Source organism: Agrobacterium sp. V1, assembly GCF_030518355.1.
Classification (GTDB): domain Bacteria; phylum Pseudomonadota; class Alphaproteobacteria; order Rhizobiales; family Rhizobiaceae; genus Agrobacterium; species Agrobacterium cucumeris.
Window position 1 is genome coordinate 2,302,501 of sequence record NZ_JAULSF010000001.1, and the last position, 17,667, is coordinate 2,320,167.

General features: G+C 59.2%; 16 protein-coding genes. 10 read left to right on the forward strand and 6 right to left on the reverse strand.

Going from position 1 to position 17,667, the window contains the following annotated elements; translation table 11 throughout:
* Positions 1 to 90: 90 nt before the first annotated feature.
* The 3 genes from QSV77_RS11200 to QSV77_RS11210 all read left to right on the forward strand — a co-directional run bounded on the left by QSV77_RS11200 (position 91) and on the right by QSV77_RS11210 (position 6,029).
* A complete protein-coding gene (locus QSV77_RS11200) occupies positions 91 to 1,293 on the forward strand; it encodes an efflux RND transporter periplasmic adaptor subunit (RefSeq protein WP_302733517.1) in 1,203 nt (400 codons plus the stop codon).
* Between the two features lie 53 nt (positions 1,294 to 1,346).
* Positions 1,347 to 4,436, forward strand: a complete 3,090-nt coding sequence (locus tag QSV77_RS11205) for an efflux RND transporter permease subunit (protein WP_142842363.1) — start codon at positions 1,347 to 1,349, stop codon at positions 4,434 to 4,436.
* Between the two features lie 150 nt (positions 4,437 to 4,586).
* Entirely contained in the window at positions 4,587 to 6,029 is a 1,443-nt protein-coding gene (locus QSV77_RS11210; protein ID WP_271362440.1) for an efflux transporter outer membrane subunit, read from the forward strand.
* Between the two features lie 114 nt (positions 6,030 to 6,143).
* Here the strand turns inward: QSV77_RS11210 and efp are convergent, their stop codons facing one another.
* Complete coding sequence (efp, locus tag QSV77_RS11215; protein ID WP_142842361.1) at positions 6,144 to 6,713, reverse strand: elongation factor P; 570 nt, start codon at positions 6,711 to 6,713, stop codon at positions 6,144 to 6,146.
* A gap of 250 nt (positions 6,714 to 6,963) precedes the next feature.
* Between efp and epmA the strand changes: the two genes are divergently transcribed.
* From epmA to QSV77_RS11230, 3 genes are all read left to right on the forward strand, one after another.
* Positions 6,964 to 8,028 carry an EF-P lysine aminoacylase EpmA gene (gene epmA, locus QSV77_RS11220; protein WP_302733518.1) on the forward strand — a complete coding sequence of 355 codons (1,065 nt, stop codon included), beginning with the start codon at positions 6,964 to 6,966 and terminating at the stop codon, positions 8,026 to 8,028.
* Complete coding sequence (locus tag QSV77_RS11225; RefSeq protein ID WP_271362442.1) at positions 8,025 to 9,089, forward strand: lysine-2,3-aminomutase-like protein; 1,065 nt, start codon at positions 8,025 to 8,027, stop codon at positions 9,087 to 9,089. The genes epmA and QSV77_RS11225 overlap by 4 nt, the downstream gene beginning before the upstream one ends.
* Positions 9,090 to 9,466: 377 nt before the next feature.
* Complete coding sequence (locus tag QSV77_RS11230; protein WP_045019798.1) at positions 9,467 to 9,655, forward strand: hypothetical protein; 189 nt, start codon at positions 9,467 to 9,469, stop codon at positions 9,653 to 9,655.
* Between the two features lie 273 nt (positions 9,656 to 9,928).
* On the opposite strand, the gene QSV77_RS11235 is transcribed toward QSV77_RS11230, so the two are convergent.
* Positions 9,929 to 10,165 carry an Lrp/AsnC ligand binding domain-containing protein gene (locus tag QSV77_RS11235; RefSeq protein ID WP_003521320.1) on the reverse strand — a complete coding sequence of 79 codons (237 nt, stop codon included), beginning with the start codon at positions 10,163 to 10,165 and terminating at the stop codon, positions 9,929 to 9,931.
* 103 nt (positions 10,166 to 10,268) lie between these two features.
* Entirely contained in the window at positions 10,269 to 11,183 is a 915-nt protein-coding gene (locus QSV77_RS11240; protein ID WP_302733522.1) for a LysR family transcriptional regulator, read from the reverse strand.
* A gap of 130 nt (positions 11,184 to 11,313) precedes the next feature.
* Here QSV77_RS11240 and QSV77_RS11245 point away from each other — a divergent pair, with 130 nt between their 5' ends.
* From QSV77_RS11245 to modC, 4 genes are all read left to right on the forward strand, one after another.
* On the forward strand, positions 11,314 to 12,597 hold the full coding sequence (locus QSV77_RS11245; RefSeq protein WP_302733523.1) for an FAD-binding oxidoreductase: 1,284 nt from the start codon (positions 11,314 to 11,316) through the stop codon (positions 12,595 to 12,597).
* A 207-nt stretch (positions 12,598 to 12,804) separates the two neighbouring features.
* Positions 12,805 to 13,596, forward strand: coding sequence for a molybdate ABC transporter substrate-binding protein (gene modA / locus QSV77_RS11250; RefSeq protein ID WP_142842356.1), 792 nt, complete (start codon positions 12,805 to 12,807; stop codon positions 13,594 to 13,596).
* 53 nt (positions 13,597 to 13,649) lie between these two features.
* A complete protein-coding gene (gene modB / locus QSV77_RS11255) occupies positions 13,650 to 14,357 on the forward strand; it encodes a molybdate ABC transporter permease subunit (RefSeq protein WP_065116060.1) in 708 nt (235 codons plus the stop codon).
* Complete coding sequence (gene modC, locus QSV77_RS11260) at positions 14,354 to 15,430, forward strand: molybdenum ABC transporter ATP-binding protein (RefSeq protein WP_302733524.1); 1,077 nt, start codon at positions 14,354 to 14,356, stop codon at positions 15,428 to 15,430. The genes modB and modC overlap by 4 nt, the downstream gene beginning before the upstream one ends.
* Here the strand turns inward: modC and QSV77_RS11265 are convergent.
* From QSV77_RS11265 to QSV77_RS11275, 3 genes are all read right to left on the reverse strand, one after another.
* Positions 15,399 to 15,794, reverse strand: coding sequence for a winged helix-turn-helix domain-containing protein (locus QSV77_RS11265; protein WP_302733525.1), 396 nt, complete (start codon positions 15,792 to 15,794; stop codon positions 15,399 to 15,401). The genes modC and QSV77_RS11265 overlap by 32 nt on opposite strands.
* 3 nt (positions 15,795 to 15,797) lie before the next feature.
* A complete protein-coding gene (locus QSV77_RS11270; protein WP_302733526.1) occupies positions 15,798 to 16,802 on the reverse strand; it encodes a P1 family peptidase in 1,005 nt (334 codons plus the stop codon).
* A gap of 89 nt (positions 16,803 to 16,891) precedes the next feature.
* Positions 16,892 to 17,665 carry a thiazole synthase gene (locus QSV77_RS11275; RefSeq protein ID WP_302733527.1) on the reverse strand — a complete coding sequence of 258 codons (774 nt, stop codon included), beginning with the start codon at positions 17,663 to 17,665 and terminating at the stop codon, positions 16,892 to 16,894.
* Between the last annotated feature and the right edge of the window lie 2 nt (positions 17,666 to 17,667).

Genomic DNA, 17,667 nt, shown 5'->3' on the forward strand with positions numbered 1-17,667 from the left:
CTTTCCCGTCTTAACCGTTCCTCCCGGGCACGCATCCGCCGAGCGACATTGCGCTTATAGTTGAATGCGACCGATACGCAGGGAAGAACAATGAGCCGACGTATTTTACCCCTATTTGCTTCTTTGTGTGTAACCGCGGTCCTGGCAGGATGCAGCGATGGCGGCGAGAGCAGCCAGACCGCCGGTCAGGGTGCCGAGCGTCCGCCGTCTCCGGTCAGCATCATCATGATGAAGAGCAGCGAATATCCTCTGACAACAGTGCTTCCCGGTCGCGCCAGCGCGTTCCAGACGGCCGAGATTCGTCCGCGCGTCACCGGCATCATCCGCGAAATTCCCTTCAAGGAAGGCAGCGAAGTCAAGCAGGGCGACGTTCTCTACCAGATCGAAGACAACACCTATCTGGCGGAAGTGGCGCAGGCCAAGGCAAGCGTGGCGAAGGCCGAAGCCAGCGTTCCAAGCGCCGAGGCGAACCTTGCCCGCTACGAACGGCTGGTCAACAGCGGCGCAACGCAGATCGAATATGAAAACGCCAAGGTTACGCTGCTGCAGGCACAGGCCGACGTGGCCCAGACCAAGGCGGCGCTGGAAACGGCTGAAATCAATCTCGATCTCACCAAGGTTCGCGCGCCTTTCGATGGCATCACCAGCGCCACCGCTTTCAGCATCGGCAACGTGGTGACGGCAAACCAGACGACGGCTTTGACGACGCTACGCCGCATCGATCCGATCTATATCGATCTGATGGAATCCAGCATCAATCTTCTGCGTCTGAAAAATGCGATTTCGTCGGGCCAACTCGGCGGCGATACAAAGGAAACCGGCATTCATCTGACGCTGGAAGACGGCACCGAATACAAACATGACGGCAAGATCGACATGTCGGACATGGCGGTGAGCGAAACAACCGGCACTTTCTCCATTCGCGCCCTCTTCGACAATCCGGATGATCTTCTGCTTCCCGGCACCTATGTTCGCGCCACGCTGACCATCGGCAAGGAGAAGGGCTTCCGCATTCCTCAGCGCGCGGCAAGCCGCAATGCCAATGGCGAACTGACCGCAAAGTTCGTCTCGGCGGAAAACAAGGTGGAAACCCGCACCTTCCCGTCCAGCCAGCAATCCAACAACGCCTGGCTGGTGATGGAAAACGTCAAGGATGGCGACAAGCTCATCGTGGACGGCTTCCAGTGGATTGCCGACGGCGCAACTGTCGCGCCGGTGGAAGTAACCATCGACGATCGCGGTATCGTTGTTCTGCCGCAGCAAGCTCCGCCTGCCGCCGCCCCCTCGAAATAAGCATGAGCACGAAACCCTCGGTCGAAGCTCGTAAAAGGTAAGGCAGGACTGCCATGGCCCATTTCTTCATCCGGCGCCCCGTTTTTGCATGGGTTATCGCCATCGTCATCATGCTGGGCGGCGCGTTGGCAATCGCGACGCTCTCCATCTCGCAATATCCCGATATTGCACCGACGACGGTGCGCGTCAGCGCGACCTATAACGGCGCCAGCGCCGAAACAGTCGAAAAATCGGTAACGACGATCATCGAGGACGGCATGACCGGCCTCGACGACCTCACCTATATGACGTCGTCTTCCTCCACCGGCAGCGCCGAAGTGACACTGACCTTCGGTAACAGCATCATGCCTGACATCGCGCAGGTTCAGGTGCAGAACAAGCTGCAGCTCGTCCAGTCGCAGTTGCCTGATACCGTGCAGCAGCAGGGTATCCAGGTCAGCCGCTCCACATCGAGCATCCTGATGGTGGGGGCGCTGATCTCGACCGATGGCAAGCGCAATTCGGCCGATCTTGGCGACGTGTTCTCCTCACGCGTCGAAGACCAGATCAAGCGTCTGGAAGGTGTGGGCAGCATCAACGTCTTCGGCTCTGAATATGCGATGCGCATCTGGCTGGATCCGTTCAAGCTCAACAAATATCAGCTGACCACGGCCGACGTCACCGGCGCCATCCAAAGCCAGAACACGCAGGTGTCAGTCGGCTCGCTCGGCGCGGTGCCTGCCGTCAAGGGTCAACAGCTCAACGTGACGGTAACAGCGCAGAGCCAGCTCACCACGGTCGCCGATTTCGAATCGGTGATCCTGAAAGTCGAAAAGGATGGCTCGACTGTCCGTCTCAGCGACGTGGCCCGCATCGAAATCGGCCAGGAAACCTATGGCGGTGATTCCCGCTCCAACGGCCGGCCTTCTGCCGGTTTCGCGGTCAATCTTGCCACGGGTGCGAACGCGCTCGATACGGCGGCGCGCGTAAAGTCGGCGCTTTCCGCCGTCGAGGGTTCGCTGCCCGAGGGCGTCTCAATCGAATATCCCTACGACACGACACCCTTCGTGAAGCTTTCGATCGAGAAAGTGGTGCATACGCTGATCGAAGCGATCATCCTCGTCTTCGTCGTGCTTCTGGTGTTCCTCCAGAACCTCAGAGCCACCTTCATTCCGATGATTGCCGTGCCCGTCGTGCTTCTCGGCACCTTCGGCATCCTTGCGCTGACGGGATACTCCATCAATACCCTCACCATGTTCGCCATGGTTCTGGCAATCGGCCTTCTCGTCGATGACGCCATCGTCGTTGTTGAAAACGTCGAGCGCATCATGTCGGAAGAAGGCCTGTCGCCGGTCGAGGCAACCGAAAAATCGATGGGTGAAATCACTGGCGCGATCATCGGCATCGCGCTTGTATTGACAGCCGTGTTCATTCCGATGGCCTTCTTCGGCGGATCGACGGGTATCATCTATCGTCAGTTCTCGATCACCATCGTTTCAGCCATGCTGCTTTCAGCGGTGGTCGCCATCGTTCTGACGCCGGCGCTCTGCGCCACGATGCTCAAGCCCATCGACCACCATAAAAAGCAGCGCGGTCCGGGCGCGTGGTTCAACCGCGGCTTCGGGAAGACGACGGACGGCTATGTCTCCTCCATCGGCTACCTGCTGAAACGCCCCCTGCGTGTGATGATCCTCTTCGCAATCGTCATTGGCGGCTGCGCCTGGTTCTTCAGCAAGCTGCCAAGCTCGTTCTTGCCGCAGGAAGACCAGGGCGTGCTTCTGACGATCATTCAGACGCCGACCGGTTCGAACATCGAACGCACCAACGAGGTGGTGAAGCAGGTCGAGAGCTACTTCCGTGAAAAAGAAGCCGCCAATGTCGAATCGGTTTTCGGCGTGCTTGGCTTCAGCTTCAGCGGCTCGGGTCAGAACAACGCAATCGTCTTCACCAAGCTCAAGGATTTCGGCGAACGAACCGCGCCCGATCAGCACGCTGCCGCCATCGTGCAGCGCGCCATGGGCACCTTCTTCGGTTTCCGCGATGCGCAGGTCTTCCCGCTTCTGCCGCCAGCCATTCAGGGCATGGGTACATCGAGCGGTTTCTCGATGTATCTCGTGGATAGCGGCCGCAACGGCACTGACGCCCTGACTGCTTCATCCAAGGAACTGATCGCGCTTGCCACCGGCAATCCGAAGATCAGTTCGCTTCGAAGCGACAGCCAGGACAATGAAACGCAGATGAAGATCATTCTCGATCAGGAAAAGATGGGAGCCATGGGCGTCGATCTTGCCTCCGTGAATCTCATGCTGACGACGATCTTTGCCGGCCGGGATGTCAATGACTTCACGCTCAACGGCGAACTCAAGCCCGTCTATGTCCAGAGCGACGCGCCCTACCGCATGCAGCCGGACGACCTCAAGTTCTGGTATGCCCGCAACACCAACGGCGAAATGGTGCCCTTCTCCTCCTTCAGCGAGGTGAAGTGGATCAACGCCCCGCCGTCTCTGGCACGCTACAATGGTACGGGCGCAATCTCGCTTGAAGGTACCGCCGGGACGGGTGTCGCCTCCGGTGACGCCATGGACGAGATGGAGCGGCTGACGGCAAGCCTGCCGGGCGGCTACACCGTGGCGTGGCAGGGCATTTCCTACCAGGAACGTCTGTCCGGTTCGCAGGCGCCCATGCTTTACGCTCTGTCGGTGCTCATCGTGTTCCTTTGCCTTGCCGCGCTTTATGAAAGCTGGTCCATCCCCTTCTCGGTCATCATGGCCGTGCCGGTGGGTGTGCTTGGCGCATTGACCGCAGCACATTTCTTCGGCCAGTCAAACGACGTCTACTTCAAGGTGGGCCTGCTGACGACCATCGGCCTTGCGGCGAAAAACGCGATCCTGATCGTCGAATTCGCCAAGGAAAGGCAGGAGCACGGCTTAACTTTGCTGGAGGCGACACTGGAGGCTGCCAAGCTGCGCCTGCGTCCGATCATCATGACGTCGCTCGCCTTTATCCTCGGTGTCGTACCTCTTGCGATTGCAACCGGGGCAGGTTCCGCGGCGCAAAATGCAATCGGTATCGGGGTGCTGGGTGGTATGCTTTCTGCAACACTGCTCGGAATTTTCTTCGTTCCGTCCTTTTTCGTCATCATTCGTCGCCTTTCAAGGCGTTAACAAAACAAAAATGGGCTGTGCCAACCGTTAATACGCTGCTAGAAATGTTGCCGATTTGGCAAATGCACGTTTCTACGGCATATCGACCGCGCAGCCCATTTGTCAGCAAGCCGCGCTCGGTAAGCCAACCTAGAGAATTGGGAAAATTATATGCTGTCTATTCGCGCTACTCTTCCCCTGACAATGCTGCTGCTCTCAGGCTGCGTTGTTGGACCCGACCACAAGACGCCGGAAGTTCAATTGCCGGGAAAGTTTGCGGAAGCCGGAAAAACCAGTAATGGCGACATCAGCAGCGTTGCATGGTGGACTGCCTTCAACGATGGCCGCCTGAACGGTTACGTTTCCACCGGCCTGGCGCAGAACCTGACCGTGATGCAGGCGATCGAACGTATCAATCAGGCGCAGGCCCAGGTGATCGTGCAGGGCGCCGGCGGCCTGCCAAGCCTGACGGGCAGCGGCAGCCACACGACCAGCGGAACCAAGGGCAGCTACCGTGACGTTCCCGTCACTAACGTGTCCAACGGCGGCCTCAGCGTTTCCTGGTTCCTCGACCTGTTCGGCCGCTACCGCCGGGCAACGGAAAGCGCCAATGCGTCGCTCGATGCCGCTTATTCTACCGTTGATGTTCAGCGCCTCACACTGATTTCGTCAGTCGCCGCAGCCTATATCGACGTGCGTTATTATCAGGAGCGTCTGGCGATTGCCCGTCAGAACCTGTCTTCCCGCCGCGAAACGCTTGATCTGACCAAGTTGCAGCTCGAAGCCGGTGCGGCCTCGCGTCTTGACGTCGTCCAGTCCGAAGGTCTGGTCAATTCCACGCTGTCACAGATCCCTGGCCTTGAAACCAGCTTCCGCAGGGCCGCGCATCGCATCGCGACCCTGCTCGGAATGCCGGCCTCATCGCTTATTACCGAACTGCAGAAAGGCGCACGCCAGCCTGTTGCGCGCGCAATTCCCCGCACCGGCATCCCGGCCGACCTGATCCGCAACCGTCCGGACATTCGCGTCGCCGAACGCAATCTTGCCGCTGCTGTCGCCACGATCGGTGTAAGCGAGGCTCAACTTTATCCGAGCATCGAGCTTGGTGGCGCGATCACCCCGAGCTACAATTTCCTGAGCGGCGGCGGTAGAGGAACGGCCAATAGCTGGTCCTTCGGTCCGAGCCTCACTCTTCCGATCCTTGATGGTGGCCGACTGCGCGCCAACGTCGACATCGCCAACTCGCAGGCGCGCGAACAATATCTCGTCTGGAAATCGACCGTTCTTAACGCGGTGGAAGAAGTCGAGAACGCCCTGGCCGCCGTCAATCGCGACCAGCGTACCGTCGATGCGCTGAGAAAGACCGTCGCCTCCTACCAGGAAGCGCTGCAACTCTCCACCGCCAGCTATCGTGATGGCGCATCGTCCCTGCTGGATGTTCTGGATGCTCAGCGCTCTGTCTCGGATGCGCAGGCAAACCTTGCCACGGCGATCCAGACGACTGCACAGGACTACGTGTCGCTGAACGTGGCGCTCGGCGGCGGTTATGCCGTTGGCCAGCCAGCCCCGAAGAAAGCAGCCGGCCCGACCCGGACCGCAGCGAAGGCCATGTAAGAAACGCCACAAGGCAAACGAAAAAGCCCGCGTTTCGACGCGGGCTTTTTTATTGTTCCAGACATAAAAAAAGCACCGGTCACCCGGTGCTTTTTGTTTAACCCGTCACCAGGCTCAGTTCTTGGCGCGTTCCACGTAGGAATTGTCTTCCGTGGCGATGACCACGCGGATGCCGGCATCGATATGCGGCGGAACCATCGTGCGGATGCCGTTGGAAAGGATTGCCGGCTTGTAGGACGAAGAAGCCGTCTGGCCCTTCACAACCGGTTCCGTCTCCATGATTTCCAGCGTCACGTGGCGCGGCAGTTCAACAGCCAGCGGGTTGCCTTCGTGGATGGAAAGAACGCAGGTCATGCCTTCCTGCAGATATGCCTTCTGGTCACCCATCGTCTCGACATCAACCACGACCTGGTCATAGTTTTCCGGGTTCATGAAGTGGAAGCCTTCGCCGTCTTCATAAAGGAACTGGAAGTTCAGGTCTTCGACGAAAGCGCGCTCGACCTGTTCGGTGGTGCGCCAGCGCTCGGAGACCTTCGTGCCATCAACGATGCGGCGCATGTCCACCTGCGTAACCGGCGTGCCCTTGCCGGGGTGAAAGTTCTGCGCGGTAAGAACGACGTAAAGCTTGCCGTCCACGTCGAGAACATTGCCCTTGCGGACGGATGAGGCGATAACCTTGACCATATGACTTCCTTGTAACTCGATGAAATGCGTCGTAAAGGACTGCGCGGCAGCACCGGCCCCGGCAGACATTTTGTCTTTTTTCTGGGGCGCAACTACCTTAAATCCGCGCGAATTGCCAGCCTTCTACAGCAATTCGCGGAAGAGTGCCTAGCGGTTTTCCGCCCGGAATTGCTTTAAATGACGCGATCAGGCGTTTTGCGGGCCGTTTATCCGCAACAGGCGCCGCAGAGAAGACGGAAAAGAAGAGAAGATGCGTGCAAGCAACGAGACAATGTCGCCCTGGTGGACGCCCGACGTCCATGCCGACCGCCGCGCTTTTCTCATTGGCCGCAACGCGATCCAGTCGGCATTTCGCAGCCACTTTGCCCGCGCCGATTTTCTCGAGGTCGATACCGCCACCCTGCAGATTTCCCCCGGTAACGAGGCCCACTTGCACGCCTTTGCCACTGAGGGCCTGACGCCGGGCGGCGATGCCGTACCGCTCTATCTCCATACCTCGCCGGAATTCGCCTGCAAGAAGCTGCTCGCGGCCGGTGAAAAACGTATTTCCTGTTTCGCCCATGTTTACAGGAACCGGGAAAGAGGCCCCCTGCACCACCCGGAATTCACCATGCTGGAATGGTATCGGGTCGGTGAAACCTATGAGAGCTTGATGAAGGACAGCGCCGATCTTCTGGCACTGGCCGCTGAAACCACCGGCACAAAAAACTTCACCTATCGTGGCCGCAGTGTCGATCCGTTTCTGGAGCCCGAACGCCTGAGCGTCGCCGAGGCCTTCGAGCGTTATGCGGGAATAGATCTTCTGGCCACAATCGCCCGAAACGGCGAGACCGATGAGCGACATCTCGCCGCCAGCCTCACCCATGCCGGTATCCGCATCGCCGAAGATGACACCTGGGCGGATATGTTCAGCCGCGTCATCGTCGAGCGGGTGGAGCCGGAACTGGGTTTCGGCCGCGTCACCATTCTCGATGAATACCCAACCAGTGAAGCAGCCCTTGCCCGCAAGTCCGCGAAAGATGCGCGGGTGGCGGAACGTTTCGAGCTTTATGCCTGCGGCGTGGAACTTGCCAATGCCTTCGGTGAATTGACCGACGCTGCAGAGCAAAGACGGCGCTTCGAAATGGAAATGGCCGAGAAGCAGCGGGTCTATGACGAGACCTATCCGCTGGACGAGGACTTTCTGGCGGCTCTCGCCATCATGCCGCAAGCCAGTGGCATCGCGCTCGGTTTTGACCGGCTGGTAATGCTGGCAACCGGCGCTCCCCGCATCGATCTCGTCATGTGGGCACCCGTTGCGGAATATGGACGATGACAAGGCTTGAAACCATCAAGACACCGGAAGCGCTTGTCGAAGCGGGGCTGATCGAGGCCAGCGCGCTGGAAAGCCTGCGCGCGGTGACGCAGCGTTACGCGCTGGCGATCACGCCACCAATTGCCGACCTCATCGATAGCCGCGACCCACAGGATCCCATTGCCCGGCAATTCGTGCCGGATACGGCCGAACTTATCCACCTTCCCGAAGAACGGGACGATCCGATCGGCGACGACGCCCATAGCCCCGTGCATGGCATCGTTCACCGTTATCCCGACCGGGTTCTTTTAAAGGCAGTGCATGTCTGCCCCGTCTATTGCCGTTTCTGTTTCCGTCGCGAAATGGTCGGCCCGCAGGGCAACGGCATGATGAGCCCGGAGGAGCTGGACGCCGCATTCGACTACATAAAAGCCAACCCGGCCATCTGGGAGGTGATCCTCACCGGCGGCGATCCGCTGGTGCTCTCGGCGCGACGCCTGTCCGATCTGATGAAGCGGTTAAAAGACATACCGCATGTGAAGATCGTTCGTTTTCATACCCGCGTGCCGGTCGTCGATCCTGAGCGCATCGACGGGCCGCTTATCGAAGCCCTGAAAGCCAGCGGCAAGACCACCTATGTGGCTCTGCACGCCAATCACGCACGCGAACTTGGCGACGAAGCCAGAAGCGCCTGCGCGCGGCTGATTGATGCCGGCATAGCCATGGTCAGCCAGACGGTGCTTCTGAAGGGCGTCAATGACGACCCCGCAACTCTGGCCGAGCTTATGCGCGCCTTCGTTGAGACCCGCATCAAGCCCTATTACCTGCACCATCCAGATCTTGCGCCCGGCACCAGCCATTTCCGGCTATCGATCGAAGAAGGCCAGCGAATCGTTTCCGCTCTGCGGGGAAATCTCTCCGGTCTCTGCCAGCCGACCTATGTTCTCGACATACCCGGAGGCCACGGCAAGGCGGCAATTGGCTCAAATGCGGCCGAAAAAACCCGCGATGGCTGTTATTCCATATCCGATTTCAACGGAAACGATCATATTTACCCGCCGCGGACAGCTGGCAGCAATTAAAAAAAACATAAAAAGCCCGCTGTGCCGGGCTTTTGCGGGCGGCCCCCAACGAAAACAAAAATTTCACAATTCCGCCCCTCTCCTGTCATCATAAAGAAAAATATTCTACCTATAACAATCAGCATTGATTTTCATGCGGGTCTGGATTATCAGTGTGTAACTGGAGAACGAGTCTCCTGATTCCGGACCAACACCAATTACAGGGAGTGTGTCATGTCAAAATATATCAACATTAACGCAATCCTTGGTCTTGTGTCCTGGAATGCTGGATTTAAATCCACGTGTTCCCGCTGCTGTCGAATGTGACTTAACGGTCTCAATTTCCTGAAATTCAGTTCGACAACATGCTGTGAATTAGCCACAGCGGGAGTATATCTATGCAAAAGCAAGTTATTGAATTCGCTGGCGAACCCGTCGGCATCGTCATACCGGACAACGACCGGTTGAAGTTCATCGCGGTGAAGTTCCACGTTCACGATCTGGACGAACAGAAGTTCGACAGTGCCGATGACGTGCGGATCGCAATCCGTGATCTCGTGCGCAACCGGAATCTGGCCGCGGCCTGATGCCGGAAAACCATCGCCTGCTCACAGAACCGTCAAAACCAGAGCGCGCCAAATATCGGACCCCAAATTGCGGGCCGATGGCGCGCTTTTATTTTGCATGACAGTTTGCTGCAGGGTGTATCAAAACACTCCCATCCGCTGATCCGAAAAGCCCCGATAAGGCCTTCCCGTAAACAACACATCTAGATTCGATGAAGCGGCGCGCACCCCCGGGCAGCCCGACCACCGCCTTCACAGCGATGATATCCATGCATGCATGAATGCTTATCTGCGTCAGAACGCGGTGAAGGTCAGTGTCGTCAGCGAGCGGACGATCCCTGGAATATTGACGATGTTCTGGTTGATGAACTTGCCAATATCCTCTTCCTGCGGAAGATAGATTTTCAGCAGCAGATCATATTCGCCGCTGGTGGAATAAAGCTCGGAAACCAGTTCGGTTTTATAGATGGCGTCGGCGACATCATAGGTCTTGCCGGGCTCACATTGAAGCTGAACAAAAATGGGCTTCACGGACATCTCCCGTATTGGAACTTTCGGTGTGTGGCATCTGGCGCCACGCGTCATGGCGCACTATTGGCTGAGCCGCAGCAGACTTGCAAGACCGCCCGCCGGTTTACGCCGAAAACGCTCCCGGCCCAATTGCCGCCTCGGCAACGATCCAGCGCCGGAAGCTCTCAAGCGGCGCATAACCGGCGCGATCAGGCATGCAGGCGAGGTAATAGGCCTCTTCGCTTTCCACTTCCCCCGCAACAGCCGCAACCAGACGCCCACTTCGCAACTCCTCCTCGATCATGAAGGAAGGAATGAGCGATACGCCGAGCCCCGCACCTGCAGCTTCGGCAATGGTGGTGAACTGATCGAAGAGCATGCCGTGCACATTGTCAAAACGCACATCATGGCCGCGAAACCATTGTTCCCAGGCATCCGGCCGTGTCGTCATGTGCAGCAGCGGCACCTGCAACAGATCGCCCGGCCTTGAAAGTTCATGGCGCTCCCTGAAGGCCGGGCTGCATACCGGAACGACCTTTTCCTGCATCAGGAAAACCAGCTCGGTGCCCGGCCAGTGTGGCAGACCGAAATGGATCGCCGCGTCGACGGTATCGGTCCGAAAATCGAACAGTGACGACCGCGTCAGAAGATTGACCGAAACACCCGGATGCCGGGCGATGAAATCGGGAAGGCGCGGCACGAGCCAGCGCGTGCCAAAGCTGGGCAAAACGCCAAGATTGAGCGTGCCGCCATCCGGATTGGCGCGCAGATTAAGCGAAGCCGTCGAGATCCGTCGCAGGGCCTCGCGAATTTCCCGCGCATAACCCTCCCCCGCCCTTGTCAGCCGGATCGTCTGCCGCTCGCGAACAAACAGCGCCACGCCAAGCTGTTCTTCCAGCGCCAGGATTTGCCGGCTGACCGCGCCCTGCGTCAGGCCGAGTTCCCTCGCCGCAGCGGTAACGCTGCCCGCCCGCGAAGCGGCTTCGAAGGCCGCCAGCAGCGAAAGCGATGGCAGAAAACGGCGCGGCGGCAGAACCATATTCCCTCCGGGAATGAACTATTGATGATATGTCGATATTCAACAGGTACGACCGCTTGTAAAGTCTCATAAACAAGGGCTTGTCACTCATACGAAAAACAAATGAACTGGCCCGGAATATGGTGGAACGATGTATAATGATCCCCGCTCGCACGGCCTCTGGGAAAAGACCGCGCCGCAGCCGCCCGTAACGCCCGCCTTGCAGGGCTCGACGGTTGCCGATGTTGTCATTGTCGGTGGCGGTTTCACCGGGCAATCCGCCGCCCTGCATCTTGCTGAAAGAGGCGTGGACGTCGTCCTTCTCGAGGCTAAGGAAATCGGCTTCGGCGGCGCAGGCCGTAATGTCGGCCTCATCAATGGCGGCATGTGGGTCATGCCCAGGGAATTGCCGGGTGTATTGGGCGAGGTTTATGGGGAACGTCTTCTCGGCCTTTTAGGCGATGCGCCGCTGCTCGTCCGCACACTGGTGGAAAAACACGAGATTCCCTGCGAGATCGAAAAAAACGGCACCTTACATTGCGCCGTCGGCGAGAAGGGCCTCACCGAGATTCGCGAGCGTTGTGAACAATGGGCTGCGAGGGGGGCGCCCGTGTGTGTTCTCGATGCCGACGAAACGGCAAGGCGCACCGGCAGCACGGCCTATTCCGGCTCTCTTCTGGACACCCGCGCCGGCACGATCCAGCCGCTTGCCTATGTTCGTGGTCTCGCCATCGCCGCACAAAATGCAGGTGCAAGGCTGCACACCGCAAGCCCCGTGGTGGCGACCGAACGCAGCGGTGGACAATGGGTGGTGAAGACGCAACAGGGATCGGTAACCGCCAACTGGATCGTCGTGGCCACCGAAGCCTATAGCACCGGCCCGTGGCAGATTGTCCGTGACGAACAGACCTACCTGCCCTATTTCAACTTCGCCACGAAGCCGCTCGGCGACAACCTTAAAAAAAGCATTTTGCCGGGCCGTGAGGGCTGTTGGGATACGAAGGAAATCCTCTCATCCTTCCGCATGGACAAGGCCGGCCGACTGGTGTTCGGCAGTGTCGGCGCCCTGCGTGGCACCGGCGGCGCCATTCACCGGGCCTGGGCGAAACGCTCGCTGAAACGGCTTTTCCCGCAGCTCGGGGATACGGAATTCGAATGTGAATGGTATGGCCAGATCGGCATGACCGACAATGCCGTGCCGCGCTTTCACAAATTCGCAGACAATGTCGTCGGCTTTTCAGGCTATAACGGCCGCGGTATTGCGCCCGGCACCGCCTTCGGTAAGGTAATTGCACAGCATATTCTGGGTGACATAACCGAAAGCGACCTGCCCCTGCCGATAACGGAACCCAAGGCACAGGCTTTCCGTGCGGTGAAGGAAGCTTACTACGAAGCGGGCGCACAGATCGCCCATTTCGCCGGCGAACGTTTCTGATCGGATATGCGGGCAGTTATGCCTGCGATGTCGGGCACAGGTCAGAACATGACGAATGACAAGTTCTCGAACTTTTTTCACTGACCGCGCCAGCCAAAGCTGCGGCCTTTTCCCCCAACCCATCGATATATTCTTGAAAATATAATGATTGCCCTATAGGCCTATCGATATATTCACCAGAATATCTCGAAACGGGGGTAACAGACCATGAGACTTTTGCGTCGCAGCTTCTTCAAAACCATTGCCGCCGCCACCTCCTTCTGGGTGGCAGCTTCCTTTGTGGGTGTTCCGGCCCATGCCGCCGAAAAAGTTACGGTCTTTGCTGCCGCGAGCATGAAAAACGCGCTCGACGCCATCAATTCCGAATGGGCAAAGGAAAGCGGCAACGAAGCGACCGTTTCTTATGCCGCAAGCTCCGCGCTCGCCAAGCAGATCGAGCAGGGCGCACCGGCGGATATCTTCATTTCCGCTGACCTTGCATGGATGGACTATGTCGCCGAAAAGAAGCTGATCAACGCTGACAGCCGCTCCAATCTTCTCGGCAATCGCATCGTTCTCGTCGCTCCCGCAGACAAGGCAAAGCCGGTCGATATCAAGCAGGGCTTCGATCTTGCTGCTCTCGTGGGTGAAGGCCGTCTGGCCATGGGCGCGGTGGATTCCGTTCCCGCCGGCAAATACGGCAAGGCCGCTCTTGAAAAGCTCGGCGCCTGGTCTTCGGTTGAAAAGAAAGTCGCCGGCGCTGAAAGCGTGCGTGCCGCCCTGCTGCTCGTCTCGCGCGGTGAAGCACCCTACGGTATCGTTTACCAGACCGACGCAGCCGCTGATCCGGGCGTAACGATTGTCGGCACCTTCCCGGAAGACAGCCACCCGCCGATCATCTACCCGGTCGCCATTCTCTCAGAAGCAAAGTCCCCGGCAGCAAAGGCCTATCTGGACTTCCTGAAGTCGGCCAAGGCAACGCCCTTCTTCGAAAAGCAAGGCTTTACCGTTTTGAAATAAGCTTGTCTCAGGCCCACCTCCCGGTGGGCCATGAAACTTGACGATTGCAGGATATGGCATTGCATTGGTGGACACTCAGCCCTGAAGAATGGACGGCGATCAGGCTCAGCCTGTGGGTGTCCTCCATCGCCATGCTTGCCAGCCTGCCCTTTGGCATTGCGGTGGCCGTGGCGCTGGCCCGCGGTCGCTTCTGGGGCAAGTCGCTGCTGAACGGCATCGTCCACCTGCCACTCATTCTGCCACCCGTCGTCACCGGCTTTCTGCTGCTCGTTCTCTTCGGCCGCAGGGGCGCCATCGGGCAATTTCTCGATACTTATTTCGGCATCGTCTTTTCCTTCCGCTGGACCGGTGCAGCGCTCGCCTGCGCCGTCATGGCCTTCCCGCTGATGGTGCGCTCCATCCGCCTCTCCATCGAGGCGGTGGACCGCAAGCTGGAGGAGGCAGCGGGTACCCTCGGGGCAAGCCCGTTCTGGGTGTTCCTCACCGTCACGCTGCCCCTGACGCTCCCCGGCATAATCGCCGGCATGATCCTTGCTTTTGCCAAGGCCATGGGCGAATTCGGCGCGACCATTACCTTCGTTTCAAACATTCCGGGCGAGACCCAGACGCTTTCCGCCGCCATCTACACCTTCACGCAGGTGCCCGGCGGCGACGCCGGCGCATTGCGACTGACCATCGTTTCCGTCGTGATTTCCATGCTCGCCTTGCTTGTCTCGGAGTTTCTGGCCCGTATCATTGGCAAACGGGTGAGCATGGAATGACGCTTTCGGTCTCAACTCACCACCGCCTCGGCTCCTTCGAACTTGACGCGTCATTTGCCTCCGAAGGCGGCGTGACCGCACTCTTCGGGCGCTCCGGCTCCGGCAAGACATCGATGATCCGCATCATTGCCGGCCTGCTGCGGCCAGATGAAGGAAAAGTCTCGCTCGACGGCGAAGTACTGGCCGATAGCGGAAACCGGCTGTTCCTGCCGGCCCACAGACGCCGTTTTGGTTATGTCTTTCAGGAGGCGCGGCTCTTCCCGCATCTCAGCGTGGCACAAAACCTGAATTATGGCAGATGGTTCACCTCAGACAAAACGAAGGTCGCACAGGATGACCGTATCGTCGACATGCTCGGCATCGGCCATCTCTTACAGCGCCGTCCGAACAAACTCTCAGGCGGCGAAAAACAGCGCGTTGCCATCGGCCGCGCCCTGCTTTCTTCCCCCAGACTGTTGCTGATGGACGAACCGCTCGCCTCGCTGGACGAACAGCGCAAGGCCGAGATCATTCCCTACCTCGAACGGCTGCGCGACGAGACGAAAATTCCGATCGTTTATGTCAGCCATTCCATCCAGGAAGTCGCCCGCCTTGCCGACCGCATCGTGGTGATGAAAGACGGCAAGGTTGAAGCGCAGGGAAATGCGGCCGATGTGCTGGGGAGACCCGATTTCAGCAGCCATCTGGAGCGGCGGGAAGCGGGCAGCATCCTGTCAGGACACATCGAAAGCTTCGATGCACGGCACGGGCTTGCCGCCGTCAGGCTCAGCACAGCGCTGCTTCAGGTTCCGGCAAAAATGGGAGCACCCGGCAACCCTGCACGGGTGCTTATACCGGCTCGCGATGTCATGCTGGCTTTGGTGAAACCCGAAGGCCTCAGCGCGCTCAACATTCTCGAAGGCCATATCGCAGATATCTCGGTCAGCGAGGACGGTATGGTGACCGTTCAGGTGGATTGCGGTGGCGATATCATCCAGTCGCGCATCACCGACCTCTCGCGAGAACGCCTGCAACTGGAGCCCGGCAAACCGGTGCACGCAATCATAAAATCGGCGGCTCTCGATCCCTATTGACGGCACCCTCGGGATTGCGGTTGGCCTCCAGCCACTCAATATCCTGACGCAAGACCTCGGTCATTCGCCTTTCCATGCCGCGATAGCGCTCGAGCAGTTCCGTGCCGAAGGCAGTCAGCGCCGCCCCGCCACCCTGCTTGCCGCCGCGCTGCGATTCGATCACCGGCTGCATGAACATATGGTTCAGCGCATCGACCAGCAGCCATGCGCGGCGATAGGACATATCCATGGCCCGCCCGGCGGCCGAGATCGAGCCTGTCTCAACGATCAGCTCCATCAACTCGATCTTGCCATGTCCAAGACGTTCTCCGGGGGGGAAATCGATGCGGAGGACGGGTTTCAGCGGTACTCTCGTTTCGTTCATCGCTCAACGGTCCTGCCCATGAAGATCGCGATAGGCTTTTTGCGCGCCCGCCACCGGCAGTGCCGTCGCCGCATGGACACCGCGCGCCACCGCTCGCGCCATCACGATTGTGGCGAGATAGCAGAGTTCGGCGAAATGAACGCCGCCTTCAAGCGGTTTGTCGCCGGTCGCAGCCGCGAACATGGTGTCGCCATCGCTCGGCAAATGGGCAGGCAGAACCGCACGCGCCAGCCCGTCATGCGCCATGATGGAGAGGCGATGCGCCTGCGCCTTTGTAAGTGTCGCATCGGTCACGACAGCGCCGATGGTCGTCGCGGTGAGATTGACCCCCTTGAGCCGCAGCGCGGTATGGTCCGGTTCGAAATGCTCCGGAAAACCGCAATCGCCGAATTCGCCCTGCATTTCAAACGGCGCGGACCAGAAATGACGGCTTGTGCCAACAGTCGCGGAACCCAGCGCATTGACCGCGACGATGGCCGCCACCTTATAGCCGCCGGAACTGATGGCGCTGGCCGAACCGAGGCCACCCTTGAAGGTGGCAGTCGTCGCGCCCGTTCCTGCGCCCACCGTTCCGAGTTCGAAAGTCTCGCGACCTGCCGCCTTGAAGGCCGCATATCCCATCTCGCGATAAGGCGAATGCAGACCCCACTCCTTGTCACCACCATTCAGCAGATCCATGAGAATTGCCTGCGGCACGATGGGAACGCGGGTGGAACCTACCTGCAACCCACGACCGATCTCACGCAACCCGGCCTGAACCCCGCCCGCCGCATCCAGCCCGAAGGCCGAACCGCCGGAAAGCACCAGTGCATCCACGGTTTCAACCGTCATCGCTGGATCGAGCAGGCCAGTATCGCGCCCACCGGGCGCACCGCCGAGAACCGAGCCGGAGGCGATGGCAGGCTTTTCGAAAACAATCGCCGTGACGCCGGAGCCGAGGGAGAGATCGGTGACATTGCCGACCGAAACGCCGTCGATATCCGTGAGAAGATTGTTGCGTGTCGCCATGCCGTTCCCCTTTTCTCCCGGTATCCCGCCGCGGCCGGGCACTGTCAACGCAAAAAGGTGACATGCCCCGCCTCTGGCAAAAGCCGCAATCAGGAGAAAACCGCTGTCCCGATAACAGGTGTCGAGGGAACGGCCATATCCCGTGGTTCCAGCGGCCCGGACAGAAATGCCCGGTGGCCAGCCTCTATCGCGCGGGCAAAAGCCTCCGCCATACCGACTGGTTCACGTGCCCCGGCAACCGCCGTATTGAGCAAAACAGCGTCATAGCCAAGCTCCATCACCGTCACCGCATGTGACGGCCGGCCGATACCGGCATCGACGATCAGCGGCACATCGGGAAACCGCGCCCGCATCGATTTCAGTGCCGTCAGATTGAGCGGTCCCATGGCGCTGCCGATCGGCGCGCACCAGGGCATCAGCACCCTGCAGCCGGCCTCCAGCAGCTTTTCGCCCACGACAAGATCATCAGTCGTATAGGGAAAGACCTCAAAACCCTCGTCACAGAGGATTTTTGCCGCCTCCACCAGCGCAAAGACATCGGGCTGCAAGGTATCGTGATGACCGACGACTTCGAGCTTGATCCAGTTGGTACGAAACACCTCACGCGCCATCTTCGCCGTCAGCACCGCTTCCTTCACGGTGTGGCAACCGGCGGTATTGGGCAGGACATGGCGGTCCAGTTCGCGGATCAGCTCGAAAAACTGACCGCCTTGCTTGCCGCCCGCCATTTCCCGGCGCAGCGAAATCGTCAGAATATCGGTATTGCTGGCCCGCACTGCATCGGCAAGCACGGCGGGCGACGGATAACGCGCCGTACCGAGCAGAAGACGGGACGAGACCTCGCGGCCATAAAGCGTCAGCATGG